The sequence below is a fragment of the Pseudomonas sp. WOUb67 genome (assembly GCF_050058005.1).
Lineage (GTDB): Bacteria > Pseudomonadota > Gammaproteobacteria > Pseudomonadales > Pseudomonadaceae > Aquipseudomonas > Aquipseudomonas putida_R.
In genome coordinates this window covers 4,837,092-4,857,508 of sequence record NZ_CP170112.1, presented here as the reverse complement: position 1 = coordinate 4,857,508, position 20,417 = coordinate 4,837,092, and the positions used below count along the sequence as shown (strand labels likewise).

The 20,417-nt window shown below is 63.5% G+C and carries 21 protein-coding genes; 10 read left to right on the top strand and 11 right to left on the bottom strand.

Going from position 1 to position 20,417, the window contains the following annotated elements; translation table 11 throughout:
* Window positions 1-253: 253 nt before the first annotated feature.
* The 9 genes from ABOC32_RS21630 to ABOC32_RS21590 form a co-directional block, all read right to left on the bottom strand.
* Window positions 254-1,501 carry an IS256 family transposase gene (locus ABOC32_RS21630; protein WP_426808794.1) on the bottom strand — a complete coding sequence of 416 codons (1,248 nt, stop codon included), beginning with the start codon at window positions 1,499-1,501 and terminating at the stop codon, window positions 254-256.
* Window positions 1,502-1,694: 193 nt separating this feature from the next.
* Window positions 1,695-2,498 carry a 4-hydroxy-2-oxoheptanedioate aldolase gene (hpaI, locus tag ABOC32_RS21625; RefSeq protein ID WP_426808793.1) on the bottom strand — a complete coding sequence of 268 codons (804 nt, stop codon included), beginning with the start codon at window positions 2,496-2,498 and terminating at the stop codon, window positions 1,695-1,697.
* Window positions 2,499-2,508: 10 nt separating this feature from the next.
* A complete protein-coding gene (gene hpaH, locus ABOC32_RS21620; protein WP_426808792.1) occupies window positions 2,509-3,312 on the bottom strand; it encodes a 2-oxo-hept-4-ene-1,7-dioate hydratase in 804 nt (267 codons plus the stop codon).
* A 17-nt stretch (window positions 3,313-3,329) separates the two neighbouring features.
* Window positions 3,330-4,637, bottom strand: a complete 1,308-nt coding sequence (locus ABOC32_RS21615) for an MFS transporter (RefSeq protein ID WP_426808791.1) — start codon at window positions 4,635-4,637, stop codon at window positions 3,330-3,332.
* Window positions 4,638-4,691: 54 nt separating this feature from the next.
* On the bottom strand, window positions 4,692-5,096 hold the full coding sequence (locus ABOC32_RS21610; protein WP_426808790.1) for a 5-carboxymethyl-2-hydroxymuconate isomerase: 405 nt from the start codon (window positions 5,094-5,096) through the stop codon (window positions 4,692-4,694).
* A gap of 63 nt (window positions 5,097-5,159) precedes the next feature.
* Window positions 5,160-6,083, bottom strand: coding sequence for a 3,4-dihydroxyphenylacetate 2,3-dioxygenase (gene hpaD / locus ABOC32_RS21605; RefSeq protein WP_086975720.1), 924 nt, complete (start codon window positions 6,081-6,083; stop codon window positions 5,160-5,162).
* A gap of 175 nt (window positions 6,084-6,258) precedes the next feature.
* Window positions 6,259-7,719, bottom strand: a complete 1,461-nt coding sequence (hpaE, locus tag ABOC32_RS21600) for a 5-carboxymethyl-2-hydroxymuconate semialdehyde dehydrogenase (protein WP_426811641.1) — start codon at window positions 7,717-7,719, stop codon at window positions 6,259-6,261.
* Window positions 7,720-7,724: 5 nt separating this feature from the next.
* On the bottom strand, window positions 7,725-8,489 hold the full coding sequence (locus ABOC32_RS21595; protein WP_426808789.1) for a fumarylacetoacetate hydrolase family protein: 765 nt from the start codon (window positions 8,487-8,489) through the stop codon (window positions 7,725-7,727).
* Window positions 8,490-8,499: 10 nt separating this feature from the next.
* Window positions 8,500-9,159, bottom strand: a complete 660-nt coding sequence (locus tag ABOC32_RS21590; protein ID WP_234227154.1) for a fumarylacetoacetate hydrolase family protein — start codon at window positions 9,157-9,159, stop codon at window positions 8,500-8,502.
* Window positions 9,160-9,330: 171 nt separating this feature from the next.
* Between ABOC32_RS21590 and hpaA the strand changes: the two genes are divergently transcribed.
* Window positions 9,331-10,236: a 4-hydroxyphenylacetate catabolism regulatory protein HpaA gene (hpaA, locus tag ABOC32_RS21585; RefSeq protein ID WP_426811640.1), complete on the top strand. Its 906-nt coding sequence runs from the start codon at window positions 9,331-9,333 to the stop codon at window positions 10,234-10,236.
* Window positions 10,237-10,392: 156 nt separating this feature from the next.
* Window positions 10,393-10,815: a homoprotocatechuate degradation operon regulator HpaR gene (gene hpaR, locus ABOC32_RS21580; protein ID WP_016499002.1), complete on the top strand. Its 423-nt coding sequence runs from the start codon at window positions 10,393-10,395 to the stop codon at window positions 10,813-10,815.
* A 226-nt stretch (window positions 10,816-11,041) separates the two neighbouring features.
* Here the strand turns inward: hpaR and ABOC32_RS21575 are convergent, their stop codons facing one another.
* Entirely contained in the window at window positions 11,042-12,130 is a 1,089-nt protein-coding gene (locus tag ABOC32_RS21575; RefSeq protein WP_043199743.1) for an asparaginase, read from the bottom strand.
* Between the two features lie 404 nt (window positions 12,131-12,534).
* Here ABOC32_RS21575 and ABOC32_RS21570 point away from each other — a divergent pair, with 404 nt between their 5' ends.
* The 7 genes from ABOC32_RS21570 to ABOC32_RS21540 all read left to right on the top strand — a co-directional run bounded on the left by ABOC32_RS21570 (window position 12,535) and on the right by ABOC32_RS21540 (window position 19,570).
* Window positions 12,535-13,494: a sugar ABC transporter substrate-binding protein gene (locus tag ABOC32_RS21570; protein ID WP_426808788.1), complete on the top strand. Its 960-nt coding sequence runs from the start codon at window positions 12,535-12,537 to the stop codon at window positions 13,492-13,494.
* Between the two features lie 20 nt (window positions 13,495-13,514).
* Window positions 13,515-15,068: a sugar ABC transporter ATP-binding protein gene (locus tag ABOC32_RS21565; protein WP_426808787.1), complete on the top strand. Its 1,554-nt coding sequence runs from the start codon at window positions 13,515-13,517 to the stop codon at window positions 15,066-15,068.
* A complete protein-coding gene (locus tag ABOC32_RS21560) occupies window positions 15,065-16,060 on the top strand; it encodes an ABC transporter permease (RefSeq protein ID WP_426808786.1) in 996 nt (331 codons plus the stop codon). Before ABOC32_RS21565 ends, ABOC32_RS21560 begins: the two co-directional genes overlap by 4 nt.
* Before the next feature lie 4 nt (window positions 16,061-16,064).
* Window positions 16,065-17,087 carry a LacI family DNA-binding transcriptional regulator gene (locus ABOC32_RS21555; RefSeq protein ID WP_043199738.1) on the top strand — a complete coding sequence of 341 codons (1,023 nt, stop codon included), beginning with the start codon at window positions 16,065-16,067 and terminating at the stop codon, window positions 17,085-17,087.
* A 15-nt stretch (window positions 17,088-17,102) separates the two neighbouring features.
* Entirely contained in the window at window positions 17,103-18,011 is a 909-nt protein-coding gene (gene rbsK, locus ABOC32_RS21550; protein WP_426808785.1) for a ribokinase, read from the top strand.
* Window positions 18,008-18,406: a D-ribose pyranase gene (gene rbsD / locus ABOC32_RS21545; protein ID WP_426808784.1), complete on the top strand. Its 399-nt coding sequence runs from the start codon at window positions 18,008-18,010 to the stop codon at window positions 18,404-18,406. Before rbsK ends, rbsD begins: the two co-directional genes overlap by 4 nt.
* Window positions 18,407-18,568: 162 nt before the next feature.
* Window positions 18,569-19,570, top strand: a complete 1,002-nt coding sequence (locus tag ABOC32_RS21540; protein ID WP_426808783.1) for a nucleoside hydrolase — start codon at window positions 18,569-18,571, stop codon at window positions 19,568-19,570.
* On the opposite strand, the gene ABOC32_RS21535 is transcribed toward ABOC32_RS21540, so the two are convergent.
* Window positions 19,542-19,754 carry a hypothetical protein gene (locus tag ABOC32_RS21535; protein ID WP_016499011.1) on the bottom strand — a complete coding sequence of 71 codons (213 nt, stop codon included), beginning with the start codon at window positions 19,752-19,754 and terminating at the stop codon, window positions 19,542-19,544. The genes ABOC32_RS21540 and ABOC32_RS21535 overlap by 29 nt on opposite strands.
* 272 nt (window positions 19,755-20,026) lie before the next feature.
* Between ABOC32_RS21535 and ABOC32_RS21530 the strand changes: the two genes are divergently transcribed.
* The gene (locus ABOC32_RS21530) at window positions 20,027-20,344 is read left to right on the top strand and encodes an I78 family peptidase inhibitor (protein WP_426808782.1); all 318 of its coding nucleotides are present in this window, start codon (window positions 20,027-20,029) and stop codon (window positions 20,342-20,344) included.
* Window positions 20,345-20,417 lie beyond the last annotated feature (73 nt).

Sequence of the window (20,417 nt, the reverse complement as noted above, 5' to 3'; positions counted from 1 at the left end):
CGCGCGGCGCTTCGCAGCACAAGGCTGCTCCTACATTTGTTTCGGGCCAGTGACGCCTGCACCAACGCGCGCGACCGCCTTGTTCGTCCGGCACGATATCGAGGTGGACGCAAAGGGGCCGCGCGCCTGCTTCACAGGAGAAATTGGCCCGAAACAGATGTAGGAGCAGCCTTGTGCTGCGAAGCGCCGCGGGGACTGTCAGATTTTTTGTGTGCGGGCCGGTAACGGCCTGCCGTTAGGCAGGCCCTGATTTTCACCAGGTTGGCCTGATGAACCGATCTCCGTACAGAATCGCAAATTGATTCATCGCGCTTTTCCAATCATGGGCCGGTTTTCCCCAATTGGCTGTTATGTTGCGCAATCCCAGCCAAATCAGTTTGGTCGCTGCATCATCATTCGGGAAATGCCCGCGAGTCTTGATGACCTTGCGTAGCTGGGCGTTGATGCTCTCGATGGCGTTGGTGGTGTAGATCACCTTCCGGATGGCGGGCGGGAAAACAAAGAATGGAATCACGCGATCCCAAGCCCGTCGCCAAGCAGCCACCACCGTTGGATATTTCTCACCCCATGGCCCGTTCTCGAACTCATTGAGTGCCTGCTCAGCCGCTTCGGCATTGATGGCTTGGTAAATCGGCTTTAGCTCCTTGGCCAGAGCCCGTCGCTTGTCCCAGGCCGCGTATTCGAGGCTGTTGCGGATCAGGTGCACGATGCACGTCTGCAGCGTCGTCTCTGGAAACACGGCACTGAGGGCCTCTGGCATACCTTTGAGGCCATCGGTCACGGCAATCAGCACATCTTCGACACCACGCGTCTTGAGATCGTTAAAGACCTTCATCCAAAACTTCGCACCCTCGGTGTTCTCGATCCAGATGCCCAGGATGTCACGCGTCCCGTCGGGTAGAACGCCCAAAGCCAAGTAAATGGCTTTGTTGCGCACCAGGCCTTCTTCGCGAATCTTCACCCGCAGCGCATCAAAGAAAATGACCGGGTACATCGGCTCCAGTGGCCGCTGTTGCCACGCGCCAATTTCTTCCATGACCTCGTCTGTTACAGAGCTGATGAAGTCGGGTGAAACGTCGGTGCCGTATTGCTCGGACAGAAATGCCCGGATCTCTCTGACCGTCATTCCACGGGCGTACATGGCGATGATCTTGTCATCGAAACCGGTGTACCGCCGCTCATGCTTAGGAATCAGGATGGGCGCAAAACTGCCGTCTCGGTCGCGAGGAATTTCCAGTCGCAGCGGGCCATCGCCGGTCAAAACCGTCTTGCTACTCTTGCCGTTACGCTGATTGGTTTCATCCTCTGGGCGCTGCGCGCCCGGCGGATAACCTAGGTGGTGGCCAAGCTCGGCATGCAGAGCACGTTCGATCAGGGCCTTCTTGAATGCCGCAGAGGCATCCTCGATAGCTTCTGCGGTCATCAGGCCCTCACCGAACTGCTCCAGCAGCTCTTTGGGGATTTTGGGCAGGTCACGCAAGGGTTTCTTTTTGGTTGGCATACATGCACCTCTTACTCATGTTATGCCCGAACACAAAATCTCTGACACCCTCGAAAGACCGGGGCCGCTTTGCGGCCCTTCGCGGGCTTGCCCGCTCCCACAGGTTTTGCGCTGAGTGCAGGCATACGCAACCACTGTGGGAGCGGGCAAGCCCGCGAACACCGGCAAAGCCGGTGCCATCCGCTAAGGTGCCTTAGTAGACACCACCCCCGACACTGCTGACCACCGGGGTATCCTTGAACTTCCCCGCCAACTCGCGCAGCCCCCGCATCAGCACTGTGGTATCCACACCCACCGCCACAAACGCCGCGCCCAGTTCGATGTAGCGTCGCGCCAGCTTTTCATCCGCGCTAAGAATACCCGCAGCCTTGCCCGCCTTGCCAATGCGCACGATCGCGTCTTCAATCGCCGCCTGCACCTCCGGGTGCCCCGGATTGCCCCGATGCCCCATCGCCGCACTCAGGTCCGCAGGCCCGATGAACACGCCATCCACACCCGCCACCGCAACGATCTCGTCCAGGTTGGCCAAGCCTTCCTTGTTCTCGATCTGCACCAACAGGCACATCTGTTCATCGGCGTGGTCGAGGTAACCGGGGAGGGTGTTCCAGCGCGAAGCCCGCGCCAGCGCGCTGCCCACCCCGCGAATACCGTTGGGCGGGTAGTGCATGGCCTTCACCAGTTGCTGCGCCTGTTCGGCAGCTTCCACCATCGGCACCAGCAAGGTCTGTGCGCCGATATCCAGCACTTGCTTGATCAGCGCGGTATCGCCGATCACCGGGCGGATCACCGCCTGGCTGGGGTAGGGCGCCACCGCCTGCAACTGCGCGAGCATGCCGCGCAGGTCGTTGGGCGCATGTTCGCCGTCGATCAGCAGCCAGTCGAAACCGGCATTGGCGGCCAGCTCTGCGCAGTAGGCATCGGCCAGGCCGAGCCACAGGCCGATTTGCGGTTCACCGCTGCGCAGGCGTTGCTTGAAGTGGTTGATGGGCATGTCCATGGGCAGGTCCTCAAACGAAGCGGCAGGCGATGGAGCCGAGCATGTCGTAGTCGACGTGGAAGGTGTCACCAGGGCGCGCGGCGACCGGGCGGGTGAACGAACCCCCGAGGATGATCTGGCCGGGCTGCAGGGTGACGTCGTACGGGGCCAGTTTGTTGGCCAGCCAGGCAACGCCTTTGGCCGGGTGGTTGAGCACGGCGGCGCTGACCCCGGACTCCTCGATCACGCCATTGCGGTACAGCACCGCCGGCACCTTGCGCAGGTCGATTTCGGTGGGGCGCACGGCCCGCCCGCCCATTACCACACCGGCATTGGCGGCGTTGTCGGAGATGGTGTCGAACACCTTGCGGGTGGCCTGGGTTTGCGGGTCCACCTGCTGGATGCGCGCGTCGATGATCTCCAGCGCCGGGATCACCCATTCGGTTGCGTCCAGCACATCGAATACGGTGACGTTCGGGCCCTTCAGCGGTTTGCCGAGGATGAACGCCAGCTCCACTTCAACGCGTGGCACGATGAAGCGGTCGAAGGGGATGTCGCTGCCTTCGTCGAACAGCATGTCGTCGAGCAAGGCGCCGTAGTCGGGCTCGGTGATGTTCGACGACACCTGCATGGCGCGTGAGGTCAGGCCGATCTTGTGGCCCACCAGCTTGCGCCCGGCAGCGATCTTTTTTGCTACCCAGGCGCGCTGGATGGCGTAGGCGTCTTCGATGGTGATTGCCGGTTGCTCCAGCGAGAACTGGCGCACTTGCTCGCGGGAGCGTTCGGCCTGGTCGAGGCGTTCGGCGGCGTGCTGGATGAAAGCGTTGTCTAGCATGGGGGCGGTCTCTTGATTCAAGGGTTGACGATGGCAGCCTGGGTGCGCAGCACCAGCAGGCCACCCAGGGCGATGAAGACGGCGAGTACGTACAGGGCCAGGCTGGCGCTGTGGGTGGTGTCGCGCACCCAGCCGATGAAATAGGGCGTGAAGAACGAGGCGATGCTGCCCAGCGAGCTGATCAGGGCAATGCCGGCGGCCTGGGTGCGGGCGTTGAGAAATGCCGGCGGCAGTTGCCAGAACATCGGCAGCGCAGCGCTGGCGCCCATGCCGGCCAGCACCAGGCCGGCCATTACCGGCAGCGCCTGCTCGGGGGCAATGGCCGCAATGCCGATGCCGACGGCAGCCATCAGCAGCGGTACGCACAGGTGCCAGCGGCGCTCGCGCTGGCGGTCGCTGGAGCGCCCGCAAGCCAGCATGAACACGCAGCCGGCCACGTACGGCACAGCGCTGAGCAGGCCGACACTGGCGTCGCTGGCCACACCGGCACTGTGAATCAGGCTGGGCATCCAGAACGCCAGGGTGTTCACCGCCAGCATCACCGCGCAATACACCGCCACCAGCAGCCACAGCGCACGGCTGGCGAAAATGGCACTGAACGAGGTCACCGGCTTGCGCTGTTCTTCCTCACCAAATTGTGCGCGCAGCGTGGCTTTCTGCTGCTCATTCAACCAGCTCACCCGCTCGAAGTGCTCCGGCAGAACGGCCAGTACCACCAGGCCCAGCAACACCACCGGCGCACCTTCGAGCAGGAACATCCACTGCCAGCCACGCAGGCCGCCGGTGTCGTGCATGAAGGCCAGGATGGCCCCGGACACCGGCCCGCCGACCACCCCGGCCAATGGCACGGCAATGGCGAACAGCGCGGTGACCTGGGCACGGCGCCCGGCCGGGTACCAGCGGTTGAGGTAAACCAGAATGCCCGGGAAAAACCCGGCCTCGGCCGCGCCCAGGGCAAAGCGCAACAGGTAGAACGCGCTGCTGCTTTCGATCAGCAGCATGCTGGTCGACAACAGCCCCCACACCACCATCAGGCAGGCGATCCAGCGGCGTGGGCCAATGCGGTCGAGCATCAGGTTACTGGGGACGCCGAACAGCGCATAGGCAATGAAGAACAGCCCGGCACCCAGGCCGTAGACGGTGTCGGACAAGTGTAGGTCCTGGCTCATCTGCATCTTGGCGAAGCCGATGTTGATGCGGTCCAGGTGGGCGAACAGGTAGCACACCAGCAGCAGCGGCATCAGCCGCCAGGTGACTGCCCGATGGGTACTGTCGGCCCGTTCAGCGTGTGCCTCGCGCGGCGAGGCTTGTTCGAGTGTGCTCATGTTTTTGTACTTGTTCTGTAATGAGTCGGGGAGGGCGTGGTTTGCGTCGGCGCGCTAGCGGTTGAACAGTGGGTGCAAGGTGCTGTGCTTGGCGTCGTAAACCTGTGCGGTGCTGTGGTCGATCTGCACGGTGATGCCGATCGGGCGCTGTTGCAGCAGGGGGTCCAGGCGGGCTTTCAACACTGCCAGCAAGCTGTCGCCCACTGCTTTGTGCACCTCGGCGCTACGGCCGGTAGCCATGCGCAGGTTGGCGTACAGGAAGCCGTATTCGCCTTTGCCGTCGGCCACCGCGCAATGGGCGGCGGGGTAGGCCAGCACGCGGGTACCGCCAGTGGGGAATACGGCTTTGCCTTCGGCATCGCGTTGTTCGAGCATGGTGTCGGCCAGGGCGCGGCACAGGCCGGGGATGTCGGCGTCGGTTTCAAGGTCGGGGGTATAGAGCAGAACCAGGTGTGGCATGGGTGCCTCCTCGGTGAGGCGCGGCTGGCCACCCGCCAGGGCGACCAGGCGCGAACGGGTGGGTTACAGGCGGCTGGTGGACACCACGGCGGCCGGGTTGGCGGCCTGGGCAGCAGGGATGGCGCCCCCGTCCTGCGGGGTAACCGGGAAGATCGCGTTGATCTGGCCAGTGCCGGAAGAGCCGAAGTAGGGCGTGACCACTTCGGCCTTGCCGTCGTAATCGGACCAGCCCAGCGCACCCAGCAGCATCGCCGTGTCGTGCATGAAACCTTCGCCGTGGCCTTTGGCGGCGTACTCCGGCAGCATCCCGCAGAACGCTTCCCACTCACCGTCCTGCCACATTTGCACCACACGGTGGTCGAGGGTTTCGAGGAACGGGCTCCACACCTTGGTGGCGAAGTCCGGCGCCTGGCCGTTCTGCGCGAAGCGGTGCGACAGCGAGCCGCTGGCCAGGAACGCCACGGTGCCGTCGTAATGGTCTTCCACGGCCTTGCGCATGGCCCAGCCCAGGCGGGCGCTGTCGGCCAGGTAGTGCGAGGTGCACAGTGCCGAGACCGAGACCACCTTGAAGTGCTGGTCCTGGTTCATGTAGCGCATGGGCACCAGGGTGCCGTATTCCGGGGCGAGGGTGGTGGCGTGGTGGGCCATGGTTTCGACGTTGAAACGGTTGCATTCCTCGGCCAGCAGCTTGCCCAGCTCTGGGTTGCCGGGGAACGCGTAGGGCATGTTGCTGATGAAGTGCGGCAGTTCGTTGCTGGTGTACACGCCCTCGAAATGCGGCCCGCACAGCACGTGGTAGTTGGCGTTGACCAGCCAGTGGGTGTCGAACACGACGATGGTGTCCACGCCCAGCTCACGGCAACGGCGGCTGATTTCGTGATGCCCGTCGATGGCCGCCTGGCGAAAGCCCTGGCGCGGGCCTGGCAGTTCGGACATGTACATGGACGGTACATGGGTAATCTTGGCAGTGAGAGCGAGTTTGCCCATGGAAAGCTCCGGTTTGAGGATGTTGTTGTCGTGTGGGAGCAACGGTCGGCCGACGCGACGCCCTTGTGGGAGCGGGCATGCCCGCGAACACCGGCGTAGCCGGTGCCATCCACCGCGTCGGGTTTTTCGCGGGCGCGCCCGCTCCCACAGGGTTACTTAACCGATCGAGCCAGCGTTATACGCCCCAGCGAGGAATGTGGTGGCTACCCATGGAAATACACACGTTCTTGATCTCTGCAAAGACCTCGAAGCTGTACTGCCCGCCTTCACGCCCGGTACCGGAACCTTTCACGCCGCCGAACGGCTGGCGCAGGTCGCGCACGTTCTGGCTGTTGATGAACACCATGCCGGCCTCGATGCCACGCGCCAGGCGGTGGGCCTTGCCGATGTCCTGGGTCCAGATGTACGAGGCCAGGCCGTACTCGGTGTCGTTGGCCAGTTGCAGCGCCTCGGCTTCGTCCTTGAACGGGATCAGGCACACCACCGGGCCGAAGATTTCTTCCTGGGCAATGCGCATCTTGTTGTTCACGTCGGCGAACACAGTGGGCTGGATGAACTGCCCTTTGGCCAGGTGCGCCGGCAGGTTGGCCGGGCGCTCCAGGCCACCGGCGACCAGGCGTGCGCCTTCTTCGATGCCGATGCGGATGTAGCCGGTGACCTTGTCGTAGTGCTGCTGGGTGATCATCGAGCCGACCTGGGTTTTCGGGTCGGTCGGGTCGCCGACGATCAGGCGCTTGGCGCGGACCGCGAACTCGGCAACGAACTGCGGGTACACGCTGTCCTGGATGAAGATGCGGCTGCCGGCGGTGCAGCGTTCGCCGTTCAGCGAGAAGATGGTGAACAACGCGGCGTCCAGCGCACGCTCAAGGTCGGCGTCTTCGAAGATCAGCACGGGCGACTTGCCGCCCAGTTCCATCGAGTACTTTTTAAGGCCCGCGGTCTGCATGATCTTCTTGCCGGTGGCCGTGCCGCCGGTGAAGGAAATGGCACGTACATCCGGGTGGCGGACCAGTGCATCGCCGGCGGTAGCGCCGTAGCCCTGGATCACGTTCAGCACGCCGTTGGGGATGCCGGCTTCTACAGCCAGGCGGCCCAGTTCGTTGGCAGTCAGCGGCGACAGTTCGCTCATCTTCAGCACGGCGGTGTTGCCCAGCGCCAGGCATGGGGCTGTCTTCCAGGTAGCCGTCATGAACGGTACGTTCCACGGGCTTACCAGGCCGCACACACCCACCGGCTGGTACAGGGTGTAGTTGAGCATCTGGTCGTCGACCGGGTAGGTGTGGCCGTCCATGCGTGTGCACACTTCGGCAAAGAAGTCGAAGTTGTGCGAGGCACGCGGGATCAGCACGTTCTTGGTCTGGTGGATCGGCAGGCCGGTGTCGAGGGTTTCCAGCTCGGCCAGTTTCGGCACGTTCTGCTCGATCAGCTCACCCAGCTTGCGCATCAGCCGGGCACGTTCCTTGGCCGGGGTGTTGGCCCACTTGGGGAAGGCTTCCTTGGCCGCGGCCACGGCCTGGGCCACTTCCTCGGCGCCGCCGCTGGCGACTTCACAGATGGCATCGCCGGTGGCCGGGTTGTAGTTGACGAAGGTGTCTTTGCTCTCGACCTCTCGGCCGTTGATCCAGTGCTTGATCATGCTGCTCATGCCTTGTTGTTCTTGAAGAAGTCAGCTTCGCTGACGATACGGTTGACCAGGCGACCGACGCCTTCCACTTCCACCACCACTTCATCGCCCGGCACCACATCGGCCAGGCCTTCTGGCGTGCCGGTGGCGATCATGTCGCCCGGTTGCAGGGTCATGAAGCTGGAGAAGTATTCGATGAGGTGCGGGATGTCGAAGATCATGTCCGCCGTGGTGCCTTCCTGCTTCAACTCACCGTTGATCCAGGTGCGCAGCTTCAGGTTGCTGACGTCCGGCACATCGGCCGCATCGACGATCCACGGGCCGACCGGGGTGGTGGCATCGCGGTTTTTCACCCGCAGGTTGGGGCGGTAATAGTTTTCCAGGTAGTCGCGGATGGCGTAGTCGTTGCACACGGTGTAGCCGGCTACATAGGCCAGGGCGTTTTCACGCTTGACGTTTTTCGCCGCTTTGCCGATGACCGCGACCAGCTCGCACTCGTAGTGCATGTATTCGACGTTGTCCGGGCGCCAGGTGACCTGGTTGTGGCCGGTGTAGGTGCCCGGCGACTTGATGAAGGCCAGGGGTTCGGTGGGCGGCGCGAAGGCCAGCTCCCTGGCGTGGTCGGCGTAGTTCAGGCCCAGGGCGAACATGCTGCCGGTGGCCGGTGGCAGCCAGGTGACCTGGTCCTGATGGACCAGACGGCCATCGGCCAGGCGCAGGTGATCGTCTTCGACAGTGACATCGTGGACCTGGCCGTCGAACTGGATACGGGCGTGTTTCACAGGTAATTCCTCACTCGGCGACGATGTGGTTGGTCAGCTTGCCCAGGCCGTCGATCTCGATATCGACGCGGTCACCTGGCTGTACATCGACGCGGCCCTCGGGGGTGCCGGTGATCAGGATGTCGCCGGCGTGCAGGGTCATGAACTCGCTGATTTCGGCAATCAGCTGGGCCACCGTGCGTACGCAGTTGGCGGTGTTGTTGTGCTGGCGCAGTTCGCCATTCACATACAGGCGCAGGCCCAGGGCATCGGGGTTGGCCACCTGGCTGGCAGGTACCAGTTCAGGGCCGACCGGGCAAAAGCCATCGCGGCACTTGGCCTTGACTGCCGGGCGGTAGTAGCTGTCTTCGGGCAGGCTCACTTCGTTGACGATGGTGTAGCCCGCCACATGCGCCAGGGCATCGGCCACGCTGACGCGGCTGGCGTCCTTGCCAATCACCACACCCAGCGCCGGGCCGGGTTGCACGCGCTGCACGCCGGCCGGGAACACCACCTGGCCTTCATGCTGGTTGCGGGTGTTCGGGGTCTTGACGAACAGCACCGGCTTGACCGGCAGTTGCTTGTACGGTGCTTCGACGAACGCCGCTTGGTGCTGCTGCAGCAAACCCTGGTAGTTCAGCGCGACGCCGAACAGGGTGCCGCTGGCAACGTCATGCAGGGCATGGCTCATGCTCTTCTCCTGGCAGTGCAGGGCGGTGGCCGTCCTGCGGATTTCGTTAATGTGTTAATGTTATAGTTAATATGTTAACGATGGTCAAGGGGTGGCCAGTGGCGCCTGCCGGCAAGGCAAGGCACCATGGGCCATCGTCAACAGGGTCAAGCGATTTGCGAGCAAGCAGCCATGAGCGACCGGCATCCGATACCGAACATCAACATCGGCCAGGTCTACGACCAGCGCTACAGTGACAGCGAAGTGCATTACGACCGGCTGGGCAACCTGGCGGGCTTTTTCGGGCGCAACATGCCGGTGCACCGGCATGACCGGTTTTTCCAGGTGCATTACGTGAAGTCGGGCACGGTGCGGGTGTACCTGGATGACCAGCAGTACATCGAGGCCGGGCCGATGTTTTTCCTCACGCCGCCCACGGTGGCGCACGCGTTCGTCACCGAAGCCGACAGCGACGGGCATGTGCTGACGGTGCGCCAGCAATTGGTGTGGCAATTGATCGAAGCCGATGCCAGCTTGCTGCCGGCGGGCATGCAGGTGCAGCCGGCCTGTGTGGCGCTGGGCAACCTGCCGGCCGAATATAAGGCCGAGGCGCAGCGCCTGCAAGGCTGGCTGGAGGCGTTGAGTGACGAATTTGCCACGCAGCAACCGGGGCGCGAGGCGGCGTTGCAGTCGCTGACCCGCCTGATCATGATCAGCCTGCTGCGGCTGTGCCCCCACTCGCTGGAATCGACCCCGGCGCGGCATGAAGACCTGAAGATCTTCCACCGCTTCAATGCGCTGATCGAAGCGCATTACCTTGAGCACTGGCCGCTGGCCCGCTACGCGGAGCAGATCGGCGTGACCGAGGCGCGGCTGAACGATGTGTGCCGGCGCATCGCCGACTTGCCGTCCAAACGCCTTGTACTGGAACGGCTGATGCAGGAAGCCAAGCGTTTGCTGTTGTTTTCCGGCAGCACGGCCAACGAAATCTGTTACCAGCTCGGTTTCAAGGACCCGGCCTATTTCAGCCGCTTCTTCAACCGCTACGCCAAGCTCACGCCCGGGGAGTACCGCCAGCGGCAGGCAGAATTGCAGTGAAATGGCCACGTCGGCTCACCCGCTTGCTGTTGTTGTTTGCAGCGGATGGTCGCAGCCCGCGCGCCGGGCTTGAATGGGTTTTCCGTGGAACAGATTGCACTTTCCATCGTGCATGCCCTTAAATTCGTGAATTGAGAAAAAGCCACAGGTTTGACCATGACCAAGACGCAACCTTCGCTCACGCTAAGCCTGTTGCAGGCGCGAGAAGCCGCGATGGCATTTTTCAGGCCGCTGTTGAACCAGCACGACCTGACCGAGCAGCAATGGCGGGTAATCCGCATCCTCAAGCAGCATGGCGAGCTGGAGAATTACCAGCTGGCGGAGCTGGCCTGCATCCTCAAGCCGAGCATGACCGGGGTACTGGGGCGCCTGGAGCGCGACGGGCTGGTGCGGCGGCAGAAGGCGGCGCAGGACCAGCGGCGGGTGTTCGTTAGCCTGACCGAGGGCGGGGAGGCGTGCTTTGCCTCGATGAAGGAAGGGATGGAGGCCAACTACCAGAAGATTCAGGCGCAGTTTGGTGAAGAGAAGCTGCAGCAGCTGATGGGGTTGTTGAATGACCTGAAGCGCATCGCGCCGTAGCCTCGTACCAATCTCAAGGCCATGCACTGATCTTTTGTGGGGGCAACTGTCTTGTTCAGAATCCAGGAGTTTGCGCCATCACTGTGGGAGCGGGCGTGCCGAGGCGTCGAACCGCCGCGAACACCGGCGAAGCCGGTGCCATCCACCGCGCTGGGTTCTTCGCGGGCATGCCCGCTCCCACAGTGATGGCGCAGGCTTCAGGCTCCCACAGTGGAGCGTGAGGCCCTTAGTACTCCCAGAAGATCCGCTGCAGCTCTTTGCTGTCCTGGGTCTTGGTCATGGCGACCATCGCCAGAATCCGCGCCTTCTGCGGGTTCAGGTCATGGGCTACCACCCAGTCGTTCTTGTCATCCGGCTGTTCGGCGTTGCGCAGCACGAAGCCACCCTGGTTGACGTGCGACGAGCGGATGATCTGCACGCCGTTCTTGCGCAGTTCCTGCAACGCCGGCACCACCCGCGACGACACCGAACCGTTGCCGGTACCGGCATGGATCAGCGCCTTGGCACCGTTTTGTGCCAGTGCCTTGTAGGCGGTGTCGGTCACGTTGCCATAGCCATAGGCGATGTCCACCTGTGGCAGGCTGCTGATCTGCTTGATGTCGAACTCGGAATTGACCGTGTGGCGCTTGGCCGGCAGGCGGAACCAGTAGGACTTGCCTTCCACCACCATACCCATGGGGCCCCAGGCGCTCTTGAAGGCTTCGGTCTTGATGTTGACCGACTTGCTCACGTCACGGCCCGACTGGATCTCGTCATTCATGGTCACCAGCACGCCCTTGCCACGCGACTGCTTGTCGCTGGCCACGGCCACGGCGTTGTACAGGTTGAGCATGCCGTCGGCAGACATGGCGGTGCCTGGGCGCATCGAACCGACCACCACGATTGGCTTGTCGGTCTTTTCTACCAGGTTGAGGAAGTAGGCGGTTTCTTCGAGGGTGTCGGTACCGTGGGTAATGACGATGCCGTCGACGTCCTTGCTCTCGGCCAGTTCGGCAACGCGCTTGCCGAGCTTGAGCAAGTCTTCGTTGGTGATGCTTTCAGAGGCGATCTGCATCACCTGCTCGCCGCGCACGTTGGCGATGTCGGCCAGTTCCGGCACACCGGCGATCAGCTTGTCGATGCCCAGCTTGGCGGCCTGGTAGGTGGCGCTGTTGGCCGCGCTGGCGCCGGCGCCGGCAATCGTGCCGCCAGTGGCGAGGATGACCACGTTGGCGAGCTTTTGCTGGGTTTCGGCTTCTTTGGCCGAGGCGGTGGCTGGCAGGATCAGCAGCAGGGCGAGTGCGCTGGGGGCGAAGGTTTTGAGTGCGGCATTCATCGTTATTGTTCTCTCTTCCTAGTGAGATATTTATTGAGTCGCGCAGGGCTTCAGGCATGTTTCGTACCAGCTTGCGCGGACTGCTTTTTGTGGGAGCGGCCTTGCGTCGCGAAAGGGGCGCGTAGCGGCCCCGGGTTTCGGCGCCTCAGCACACATGGCCGGGGCCGCGTTGCGGCCCTTTCGCGACACAAGGCCGCTCCCACATTGGGCATCTTTCCATTCGTAATTCCGAACAAGCATAGGAAAAGGTGTTCGGTTTTCCGGAAAAATCTGGATAATCGGCACAGCAGTGCTTTGGCCCCCGAACGCCAAACGGATTTGACAAACCCCCATCCTGTTTCCATAGTTAGTCAACGCAAACGTTTGCGATCCGATAAAAAACACAAGATTCGGAGTCATCGTCCATGAAACTGCCGTTCCCCGGTCGTCTGCTGGCCATCGCTGTCGTTTCCTCCCTTTCCCTCGCCCTGCCATTGTCTGCCGCCCATGCCGAAGACAAGCCCAAGGTCGCCCTGGTGATGAAGTCACTGGCCAACGAGTTCTTCCGCACCATGGAAGACGGCGCCAAGGACTATCAGAAAACCCACGCCGACGAATTCGACCTGGTCGCCAACGGCATCAAGAACGAAACCGACACCGGCGAACAGATCCGCATCGTCGAGCAGATGGTCAATTCCGGCGCCAAGGCGCTGGTGATTGCCCCGGCTGATTCCAAAGCGCTGGTGTCGGTGGTGAAGAAGGCCATGGACCAGGGCGTGGTGGTGATCAACATCGACAACCGCCTGGACCCTGACCTGCTCAAGAGCAAAGGCATCAGCGTGCCCTTCGTCGGCCCCGACAACCGCAAAGGCGCGCGCCTGGTCGGCGACTATCTGGCCAACGAGAAGCTCAAGGCCGGCGACCAGGTGGGCATCATCGAAGGGGTGCCGACCACCACCAACGCCCAGCAGCGCACCGCCGGCTTCAAGGACGCCATGGATGCCGCGCAGATGAAAATCGTCTCGGTACAAAGCGGCAACTGGGAAATCGACAAAGGCAACGCCGTCGCTGCCGCCATGCTCAACGAATACCCCGAGCTGAAAGCCTTGCTGGCCGGCAACGACAGCATGGCGCTGGGTGCCGTGTCGGCCGTGCGTGCCGCCGGCAAGACCGGCCAGGTGCAAGTGGTGGGCTATGACAACATCAACGCCATCAAGCCGATGCTTGCCGATGGTCGCGTGCTTGCCACCCTCGACCAGGCCGCCAGCCAGCAGGCGGTGTACGGCATCCAGGCCGCACTGAAAATGGTCAAGGGCGAGAAGCCTGATGTGGATGCCGACAACGTCATCCAGACCCCGGTCGAACTCATCACCAAGAAGCCCTGACGCTGCCAGGAGAAACGGCCATGTCTGCATCGGCCAACGAAGTGGTGCTCGCCGCCAGCGGCCTGGGCAAGACCTACGCCCAGCCCGTGCTCGGCGAGGTCAGCCTGAGCCTGCGCGCCGGCGAAGTGTTGGCCCTGACCGGCGAGAACGGCGCGGGCAAGAGTACGCTGTCCAAGCTTGTCAGCGGCCTGGAGGTGCCCACCACCGGGCACATGACCTATCGGGGCCAGGCCTACGCGCCTGCCAGCCGCAGCGAGGCCGAGCGCCTTGGTGTACGTATGGTGATGCAGGAGCTGAACCTGCTGCCGACGTTGACCGTGGCGGAAAACCTGTTTCTCGACAACCTGCCCAGCCGCTTCGGCTGGATCAGCCACAAGCGCCTGCGCCAGTTGGCCACGGCCGCCATGGCCCAGGTCGGGCTCGACGCCATCGACCCGGACACCCCGGTCGGCGAGCTTGGCATTGGCCATCAGCAGATGGTCGAGATTGCCCGCAACCTGATCGGCGACTGCCATGTGCTGATTTTTGATGAGCCCACGGCGATGCTCACTGCGCGCGAGGTGGAGCTGCTGTTCACCCAGATCGAGCGCCTGCGCCAGCGTGGTGTGGCCATTGTCTACATTTCCCACCGCCTGGAGGAACTGCAGCGCGTGGCACAGCGCATCGTCGTGCTGCGCGACGGCAAACTGGTGTGCGACGAGCCAATCCAGCGCTACAGCAGTGCGGAGCTGGTCAACCTGATGGTCGGCCGCGAGCTGGGCGAACATATCGACCTGGGCCGCCGCCAGATCGGCGCACCGCTGCTCAAGGTCGACAAGCTCAGCCGTGCTGACAAGGTGCGCGATGTGTCGTTCGACGTCAGGGCAGGGGAGATCTTCGGCATCTCCGGCCTGATCGGCGCCGGGCGTACCGAGCTGTTGCGGCTGATCTACGGCGCCGACCGTGCCGACAGCGGCAGCATCGCGCTCGGCCAACCACTACAAACCGTCACCATCGACTCGCCCAAGGCTGCCGTAAAGGCGGGTATCGCGCTGATTACCGAAGACCGCAAAGGCGAGGGCCTGCTGCTGACGCAGTCGATCAGCGCCAACATCGCCTTGGGCAACCTGGGCGCGGTGTCGCGGGCCGGCGTGCTCGATGGCCAGGCGGAGCAGGCCTTGGCCGAGCGCCAGATCCAGGCCATGCGCATTCGCAGTGCCGGCGCCCACCAGGTTGTGGGCGAGCTGTCTGGCGGCAACCAGCAGAAGGTGGTGATTGGCCGCTGGCTGGAGCGTGACTGCCAGGTGCTGCTGTTCGACGAGCCCACCCGTGGCATCGACGTGGGTGCCAAGTTCGACATCTATGGCCTGCTGGCCGAACTGGCGCGCCAGGGCAAGGCGCTGGTGGTGGTGTCCAGCGACCTGCGCGAGCTGATGCTGATCTGCGACCGCATCGCCGTGCTGTCGGCCGGTCGCCTGATCGACACCTTCGACCGTGATCATTGGAGCCAGGACCAGTTGCTGGCCGCAGCCTTTGCCGGTTACCAGAAACGTGACGCACTGCTGCACGCTGCAGCCCCCAGGATGGACGCATGAAAACCACCCCGCTCGACAGCCAAGGCGCCGCCCCTGTGCGCCGCAGTGGCACCTATTTTGGCCTGGGCACTTACCTGGGCCTGGCCGGCGCCTTGCTGGCGATGATTGTGCTGTTCTCGTTCCTCAGCAGCCACTTCTGGTCGTACAACACCTTCAGTACCCTGGCCAACCAGATCCCCGACCTGATGGTGCTGGCGGTGGGCATGACCTTTGTGCTGATCATCGGCGGCATCGACTTGTCGGTGGGCTCGGTGCTGGCCCTGGCGGCTTCTGCCGTGAGTGTGGCCATCCTCGGCTGGGGCTGGGACCCGCTGACCTCGGCGCTGCTTGGCATGGCCGTGGCCGCGCTTGCCGGTAGCATCACCGGCGGCATTACCGTGGCCTGGCGTATCCCATCATTCATCGTCTCGCTTGGCGTGCTGGAAATGGCCCGCGGCCTGGCCTACCAGTTCACTGACTCGCGCACCGCCTATATCGGCGATGCCTATGCGTGGTTTTCCAACCCGGTGGCCTTTGGTATATCGCCAGCGTTCCTCATTGCCTTGCTGGTGATCGTAGTGGCCCACCTGGTGCTGACCCGCACGGTGTTCGGCCGCTACCTGATCGGCATCGGTACCAACGAAGAGGCCGTGCGCCTGGCGGGCATCGACCCGCGCCCTTACAAAGTGCTGGTGTTCGCCCTGATGGGGCTGCTCGCCGGCCTGGCCGCGCTGTTCCAGATATCGCGCCTGGAAGCAGCAGACCCCAATGCCGGCTCCGGCCTGGAGCTGCAGGTGATCGCCGCCGTGGTGATCGGCGGCACCAGCCTGATGGGCGGGCGTGGCTCGGTCATCAGCACCTTCTTTGGGGTACTGATCATTTCGGTGCTGGCCGCCGGGCTGGCGCAGATCGGTGCCAGCGAACCCACAAAACGCATCATCACCGGGGCGGTGATTGTCATCGCCGTGGTGCTCGACACCTACCGCAGCCGGCGTGCAGCCCGGCGGAACTGACAATATGGCAACCATCAAAGACGTCGCGGCACTGGCGGGCATTTCCTACACCACCGTGTCCCATGTACTGAACAAGACCCGGCCGGTGAGCGAACACGTGCGGCAGAAGGTTGAAGCCGCCATTATCGAGCTGGACTACGTGCCCAGCGCGGTGGCGCGCTCACTCAAGGCGCGCAGCACGGCCACCATCGGCCTGCTGGTGCCCAACAGCGTCAACCCGTACTTCGCCGAGCTGGCGCGGGGCATTGAAGATGCCTGCGAACGCAACGGCTACTGTGTGATTTTGTGCAACTCCGACGACAACCCACAGAAGCAGCGCAGTTACCTGCGCGTGCTGCTGGAAAAGCGCATCGACGGCCTGGTGGTGGCCTCGGTGGGCCAGGACAGCGACCTGCTGCAAAGCCTGGCCTGCGTACGCACGCCGATGGTTATCGTCGACCGTGAGCTGGAAGGCGTCGATGCCGACCTGGTGCGCATCGACCACGAGCAGGGCGCGTACCTGGCCACCCAGCACCTGCTGGAGCTTGGCCACCGCGACGTCGCCTATATTGGCGGCCCCGCCGAAACCGGGGTTACCCAGCTGCGCCTGAACGGCTTCCGCCGTGCCATGGCCGAGGTCGGCGTGCCGGTGCTGGGCAGCCGTGTGCTGCACTGCGACTTCACCAGCCCTGGTGGGCATGCCGCAGCGGCGCAGGTGCTGGAGGGCAAGCGGCCCACGGCGATTTTTGCCGGCAACGACATGATCGGTTTCGGCGTGCTGCGTGCGGCAGCTGAACGCAATATCAGCGTGCCCGGCGAGCTGTCGGTGATCGGCTTCGACGACATCGAGCTCAGCCGCTATGTGTACCCGCCGTTGACCACGGTGGGCCAGTCGATTCGCGAGTTGGGCGAGAGCGCCGCTTCACTGTTGCTGACACGTATAGGTACACCCCGGCAGGGCGCGGCAGAGCAGCGCATCGTTGCCCCGCGCATCGTGCTGCGTGAGTCCACCGGGCCGCGCCCGGACTTGTTCAACGATTACCGCTAACGCTAAGGAAACGTCATGAATGCCAAGGTTGTGGTGGTCGGCAGCCTCAATATGGACCTGGTGGCCCGCGCCCAGCGCCTGCCCCGGGCCGGCGAAACACTCCCCGGCGAAAGCTTTTTCACCGTGCCGGGCGGCAAGGGCGCCAACCAGGCCGTGGCGGTGGCGCGGCTGGGCGGCAGCGTGGCGATGATCGGCAACGTGGGTGACGATGACTATGGCCGGCAACTGCACCGGGCCTTGTATGTCGAGGGTATCGACTGCCAGGGCGTCAGCACATGCCCGGGTACGTCCAGCGGTGTGGCGCTGATCACCGTGGATGCTGCCAGCCAGAACTGCATTGTCATCATTCCTGGCGGCAACGGCCTGCTGACGCCGCAGTCGGTACAGCGCTTCGATGCGTTGCTGCAGGCGGCCGAGGTGGTCATCTGCCAGCTGGAAGTGCCGGCCGACACCGTGGCCTGGACATTGGCCAGGGCGCATGAACTGGGCAAACAGGTGATCCTGAACCCGGCGCCGGCCACCGGCCCCTTGCCGGCGGACTGGTTTGCCCGCATCGATTACCTCACGCCTAACGAAAGCGAGGCCGAAGCCCTGACCGGCGTGGCAGTCACTGACCAGGACAGCGCCCGGCGCGCCGGTGAGCACTTGCTGCAACTGGGTGCGGGCAAAGTGATCATTACCTTGGGCGCGCAAGGGGCCTTGCTGGTGACTGCCAACGGGCATCAGCATTTCCCGGCGCCTGTGGTGCAACCGCTGGACACCACGGCTGCTGGCGATACCTTCATTGGCGGCTTTGCTGCCGGGCTGGTGCGGGGGCTGGAGGAGGGCGAGGCCATAGCCTTTGGCCAGCGTGCCGCCGCCTTGTCGGTTACCCGTGCTGGTGCCCAGCCGTCCATTCCCTACCTGGCGGAGCTCGCACCATGAAGAAAACCCCCTTGCTGAACGTTGCCCTGTCGCGGGTCATTGCCGGCATGGGGCATGGCGATATCCTGGTAATCGGCGATGCCGGGCTGCCGGTGCCTCCGGGTGTTGAAATGATCGACCTGGCCATCACGCCCGGCCTGCCGGATTTCGCCAGCGTGTTGCGGGTGGTGCTGAGCGAGTTGCAGGTAGAACGGCATGTGCTGGCTGAAGAAATGCAAAAAGTGGTGCCGCCGGCGCTGGTCGAGATCGAGCGGTTGAAGGGCAAGCTGGGCAAGCGCGAATGGATTAGCCATGAAGATTTCAAAGTGCTGTCGCGCAGTGCCCGTGCGGTGGTGAGGACCGGTGAGTGTCAGCCCTACAGCAACATCGCCCTGATCTCCGGCGTCACCTTCTAGCTCGTCGTGTTGGCCTGTACAGATCTCTGTGGGAGCGGGCGTGCCCGCGAACACCGGCAACGCCGGTGCCATTCACCGAGTTGAATTCTTCGCGGGCATGCCCGCTCCCACAGAGGATTGCGGTTAGCCTGAATAATCATGCTCTGGCAACAGGAGTGCCCCATGCTTAAACCCCTGCTACAAGGAATCGCCTTCATGGCCACCGCCACCACCCTCCAGGCCGCCCCCATCGACCTGATCATCGACACCGACCCCGGCGCCGACGACGTGGTCGCGCTGTTCCTGGCCATGGCCTCGCCCGACGAGCTCAATATCCGCGCCATCACCACAGTGGCCGGCAACGTGCGCCTGGATAAAACCTCGCGCAACGCCCGCCTGGCGCGCGAATGGGCGGGCCGCGAAGACATCCCTGTGTATGCCGGCGCCGGCCGCCCACTGGTGCGCACACCGATCTACGCCGCCGACGTACATGGCGAAGAGGGCCTTACCGGTGTGCAGGTGCACGAGCCGAAAGCGCCCCTGGCCCAGGGTAATGCCGTGCAGTACCTGGTCGACACCCTCGGCGCAGCCAAACCCCACAGCATCACCGTGGCCATGCTCGGCCCGCAGACCAACCTGGCCCTGGCGCTGATCCAGCGCCCGGACATCGCCCAGGGCATCAAGGAGGTGGTGGTGATGGGCGGTGCCCACTTCAACGGCGGCAACATCACCCCGGCGGCAGAATTCAACCTCTACGCCGATCCCCACGCCGCCGAAGTGGTGCTGGCCAGCGGTGTACCACTCACTTACCTGCCGCTGGACGTCACCCACAAGCTGCTGACCAGCGACGCCCGCCTGAAACAACTGGCAGCCGTGAACAACCAGGCCAGCAAGCGCGTGGTGGATATCCTGAAGGCGTACATTGCCCACGACATGGACCTGTACGGCATGCCCGGTGGCCCGGTGCATGACGCCAGCGTCATTGCCTACCTGTTAAAGCCCGAGCTGTTCAGCGGCCGACGCATCCATATGAGCATCGACAGCCGCGAAGGCCCAACCTTCGGCCAGACCATTGCCGACTGGTACGGCGTACTCAAGCAGCCGGCGAATGTGCTGTGGGTGGAGCAGGGCGATGCCCAGGGGCTGTTCGACCTGCTCAGCGCACGTCTGGCGCGATTGGAATAGCCGCGTGGGGCGCGTAGCGCTCGAACACCTGGTCGATGAAGCTGCGTGCCGCCTCGGCGCCGTTGTCGCGTACCAACAGGTCAATGGCGATCAACAGCAATTCTTCCGGTGTGCCAGGGCTGTACGCGCTCTGGCCCTCGGCCCATTTGACCTTGATGTCGGCATCGATGCTGTGGGTACTCATGAAAAGCTCTCGCTGGGGGCCCGGAACGAAGGGGGAACACCTGACCCTGGTGCTCGATGGAGGCGGGATGCACTCCACTTCTTGTAGCAAATCATGGCTTTGCGCCAGTGACCGTGCGCTAAGCATATGGCAAACGCAGGGGGTTGTGCAAAATCCGGTCACGATTGCTTTTCGCCTCGATGCTAGAGTTCAGGCAGACTTGACCGGTTTTGCAACGAATACTGAGCGGAGCTGTCGGAACAGACAGTTCCCGGACCCATTTAGGAGGCTTCATGTTCCGTACCCGTGCTTACCTGGCAACCCTGGCGGTGGCTGCTGTCCTGGCTGGTTGCAGCACAGGTGGCGACGCTGGTGGCGATGCGCCAGCCGCATCGGCTGGCAACGATGGCCGCTGCGAAGCCAGCGGCGCCGATTTTACCATTGGCAAACCAGGCAGCGCCGAGCTGCTGGAGCAGGCGCGCAAGGCCAGTGGCTCGCAGACAGCACGCATTCTCAAGCCGCACGATGTAGTCACCCTGGAGTACCGCTCCGACCGCCTGAACCTGAACGTGGACGAGCAGGGCAAGGTAACCCGCGTCAACTGCGGTTGATACAGAGGCCTCTTCGCGGGTAAACCCGCTCCCACAGGGCCTTGTGCTTAACCTGTGGGAGCGGGTTTACCCG

Coding starts and splice junctions, on each gene's coding strand:
- ABOC32_RS21630 (WP_426808794.1), bottom strand. CDS start 1,501: ATGCCAACCAAAAAGAAACCCTTGCGTGACCTGCCCAAAATCCCCAAA.
- hpaI (WP_426808793.1), bottom strand. CDS start 2,498: ATGGACATGCCCATCAACCACTTCAAGCAACGCCTGCGCAGCGGTGAA.
- hpaH (WP_426808792.1), bottom strand. CDS start 3,312: ATGCTAGACAACGCTTTCATCCAGCACGCCGCCGAACGCCTCGACCAG.
- ABOC32_RS21615 (WP_426808791.1), bottom strand. CDS start 4,637: ATGAGCACACTCGAACAAGCCTCGCCGCGCGAGGCACACGCTGAACGG.
- ABOC32_RS21610 (WP_426808790.1), bottom strand. CDS start 5,096: ATGCCACACCTGGTTCTGCTCTATACCCCCGACCTTGAAACCGACGCC.
- hpaD (WP_086975720.1), bottom strand. CDS start 6,083: ATGGGCAAACTCGCTCTCACTGCCAAGATTACCCATGTACCGTCCATG.
- hpaE (WP_426811641.1), bottom strand. CDS start 7,719: ATGATCAAGCACTGGATCAACGGCCGAGAGGTCGAGAGCAAAGACACC.
- ABOC32_RS21590 (WP_234227154.1), bottom strand. CDS start 9,159: ATGAGCCATGCCCTGCATGACGTTGCCAGCGGCACCCTGTTCGGCGTC.
- hpaA (WP_426811640.1), top strand. CDS start 9,331: ATGAGCGACCGGCATCCGATACCGAACATCAACATCGGCCAGGTCTAC.
- hpaR (WP_016499002.1), top strand. CDS start 10,393: ATGACCAAGACGCAACCTTCGCTCACGCTAAGCCTGTTGCAGGCGCGA.
- ABOC32_RS21575 (WP_043199743.1), bottom strand. CDS start 12,130: ATGAATGCCGCACTCAAAACCTTCGCCCCCAGCGCACTCGCCCTGCTG.
- ABOC32_RS21570 (WP_426808788.1), top strand. CDS start 12,535: ATGAAACTGCCGTTCCCCGGTCGTCTGCTGGCCATCGCTGTCGTTTCC.
- ABOC32_RS21565 (WP_426808787.1), top strand. CDS start 13,515: ATGTCTGCATCGGCCAACGAAGTGGTGCTCGCCGCCAGCGGCCTGGGC.
- ABOC32_RS21560 (WP_426808786.1), top strand. CDS start 15,065: ATGAAAACCACCCCGCTCGACAGCCAAGGCGCCGCCCCTGTGCGCCGC.
- ABOC32_RS21555 (WP_043199738.1), top strand. CDS start 16,065: ATGGCAACCATCAAAGACGTCGCGGCACTGGCGGGCATTTCCTACACC.
- rbsK (WP_426808785.1), top strand. CDS start 17,103: ATGAATGCCAAGGTTGTGGTGGTCGGCAGCCTCAATATGGACCTGGTG.
- rbsD (WP_426808784.1), top strand. CDS start 18,008: ATGAAGAAAACCCCCTTGCTGAACGTTGCCCTGTCGCGGGTCATTGCC.
- ABOC32_RS21540 (WP_426808783.1), top strand. CDS start 18,569: ATGCTTAAACCCCTGCTACAAGGAATCGCCTTCATGGCCACCGCCACC.
- ABOC32_RS21535 (WP_016499011.1), bottom strand. CDS start 19,754: ATGAGTACCCACAGCATCGATGCCGACATCAAGGTCAAATGGGCCGAG.
- ABOC32_RS21530 (WP_426808782.1), top strand. CDS start 20,027: ATGTTCCGTACCCGTGCTTACCTGGCAACCCTGGCGGTGGCTGCTGTC.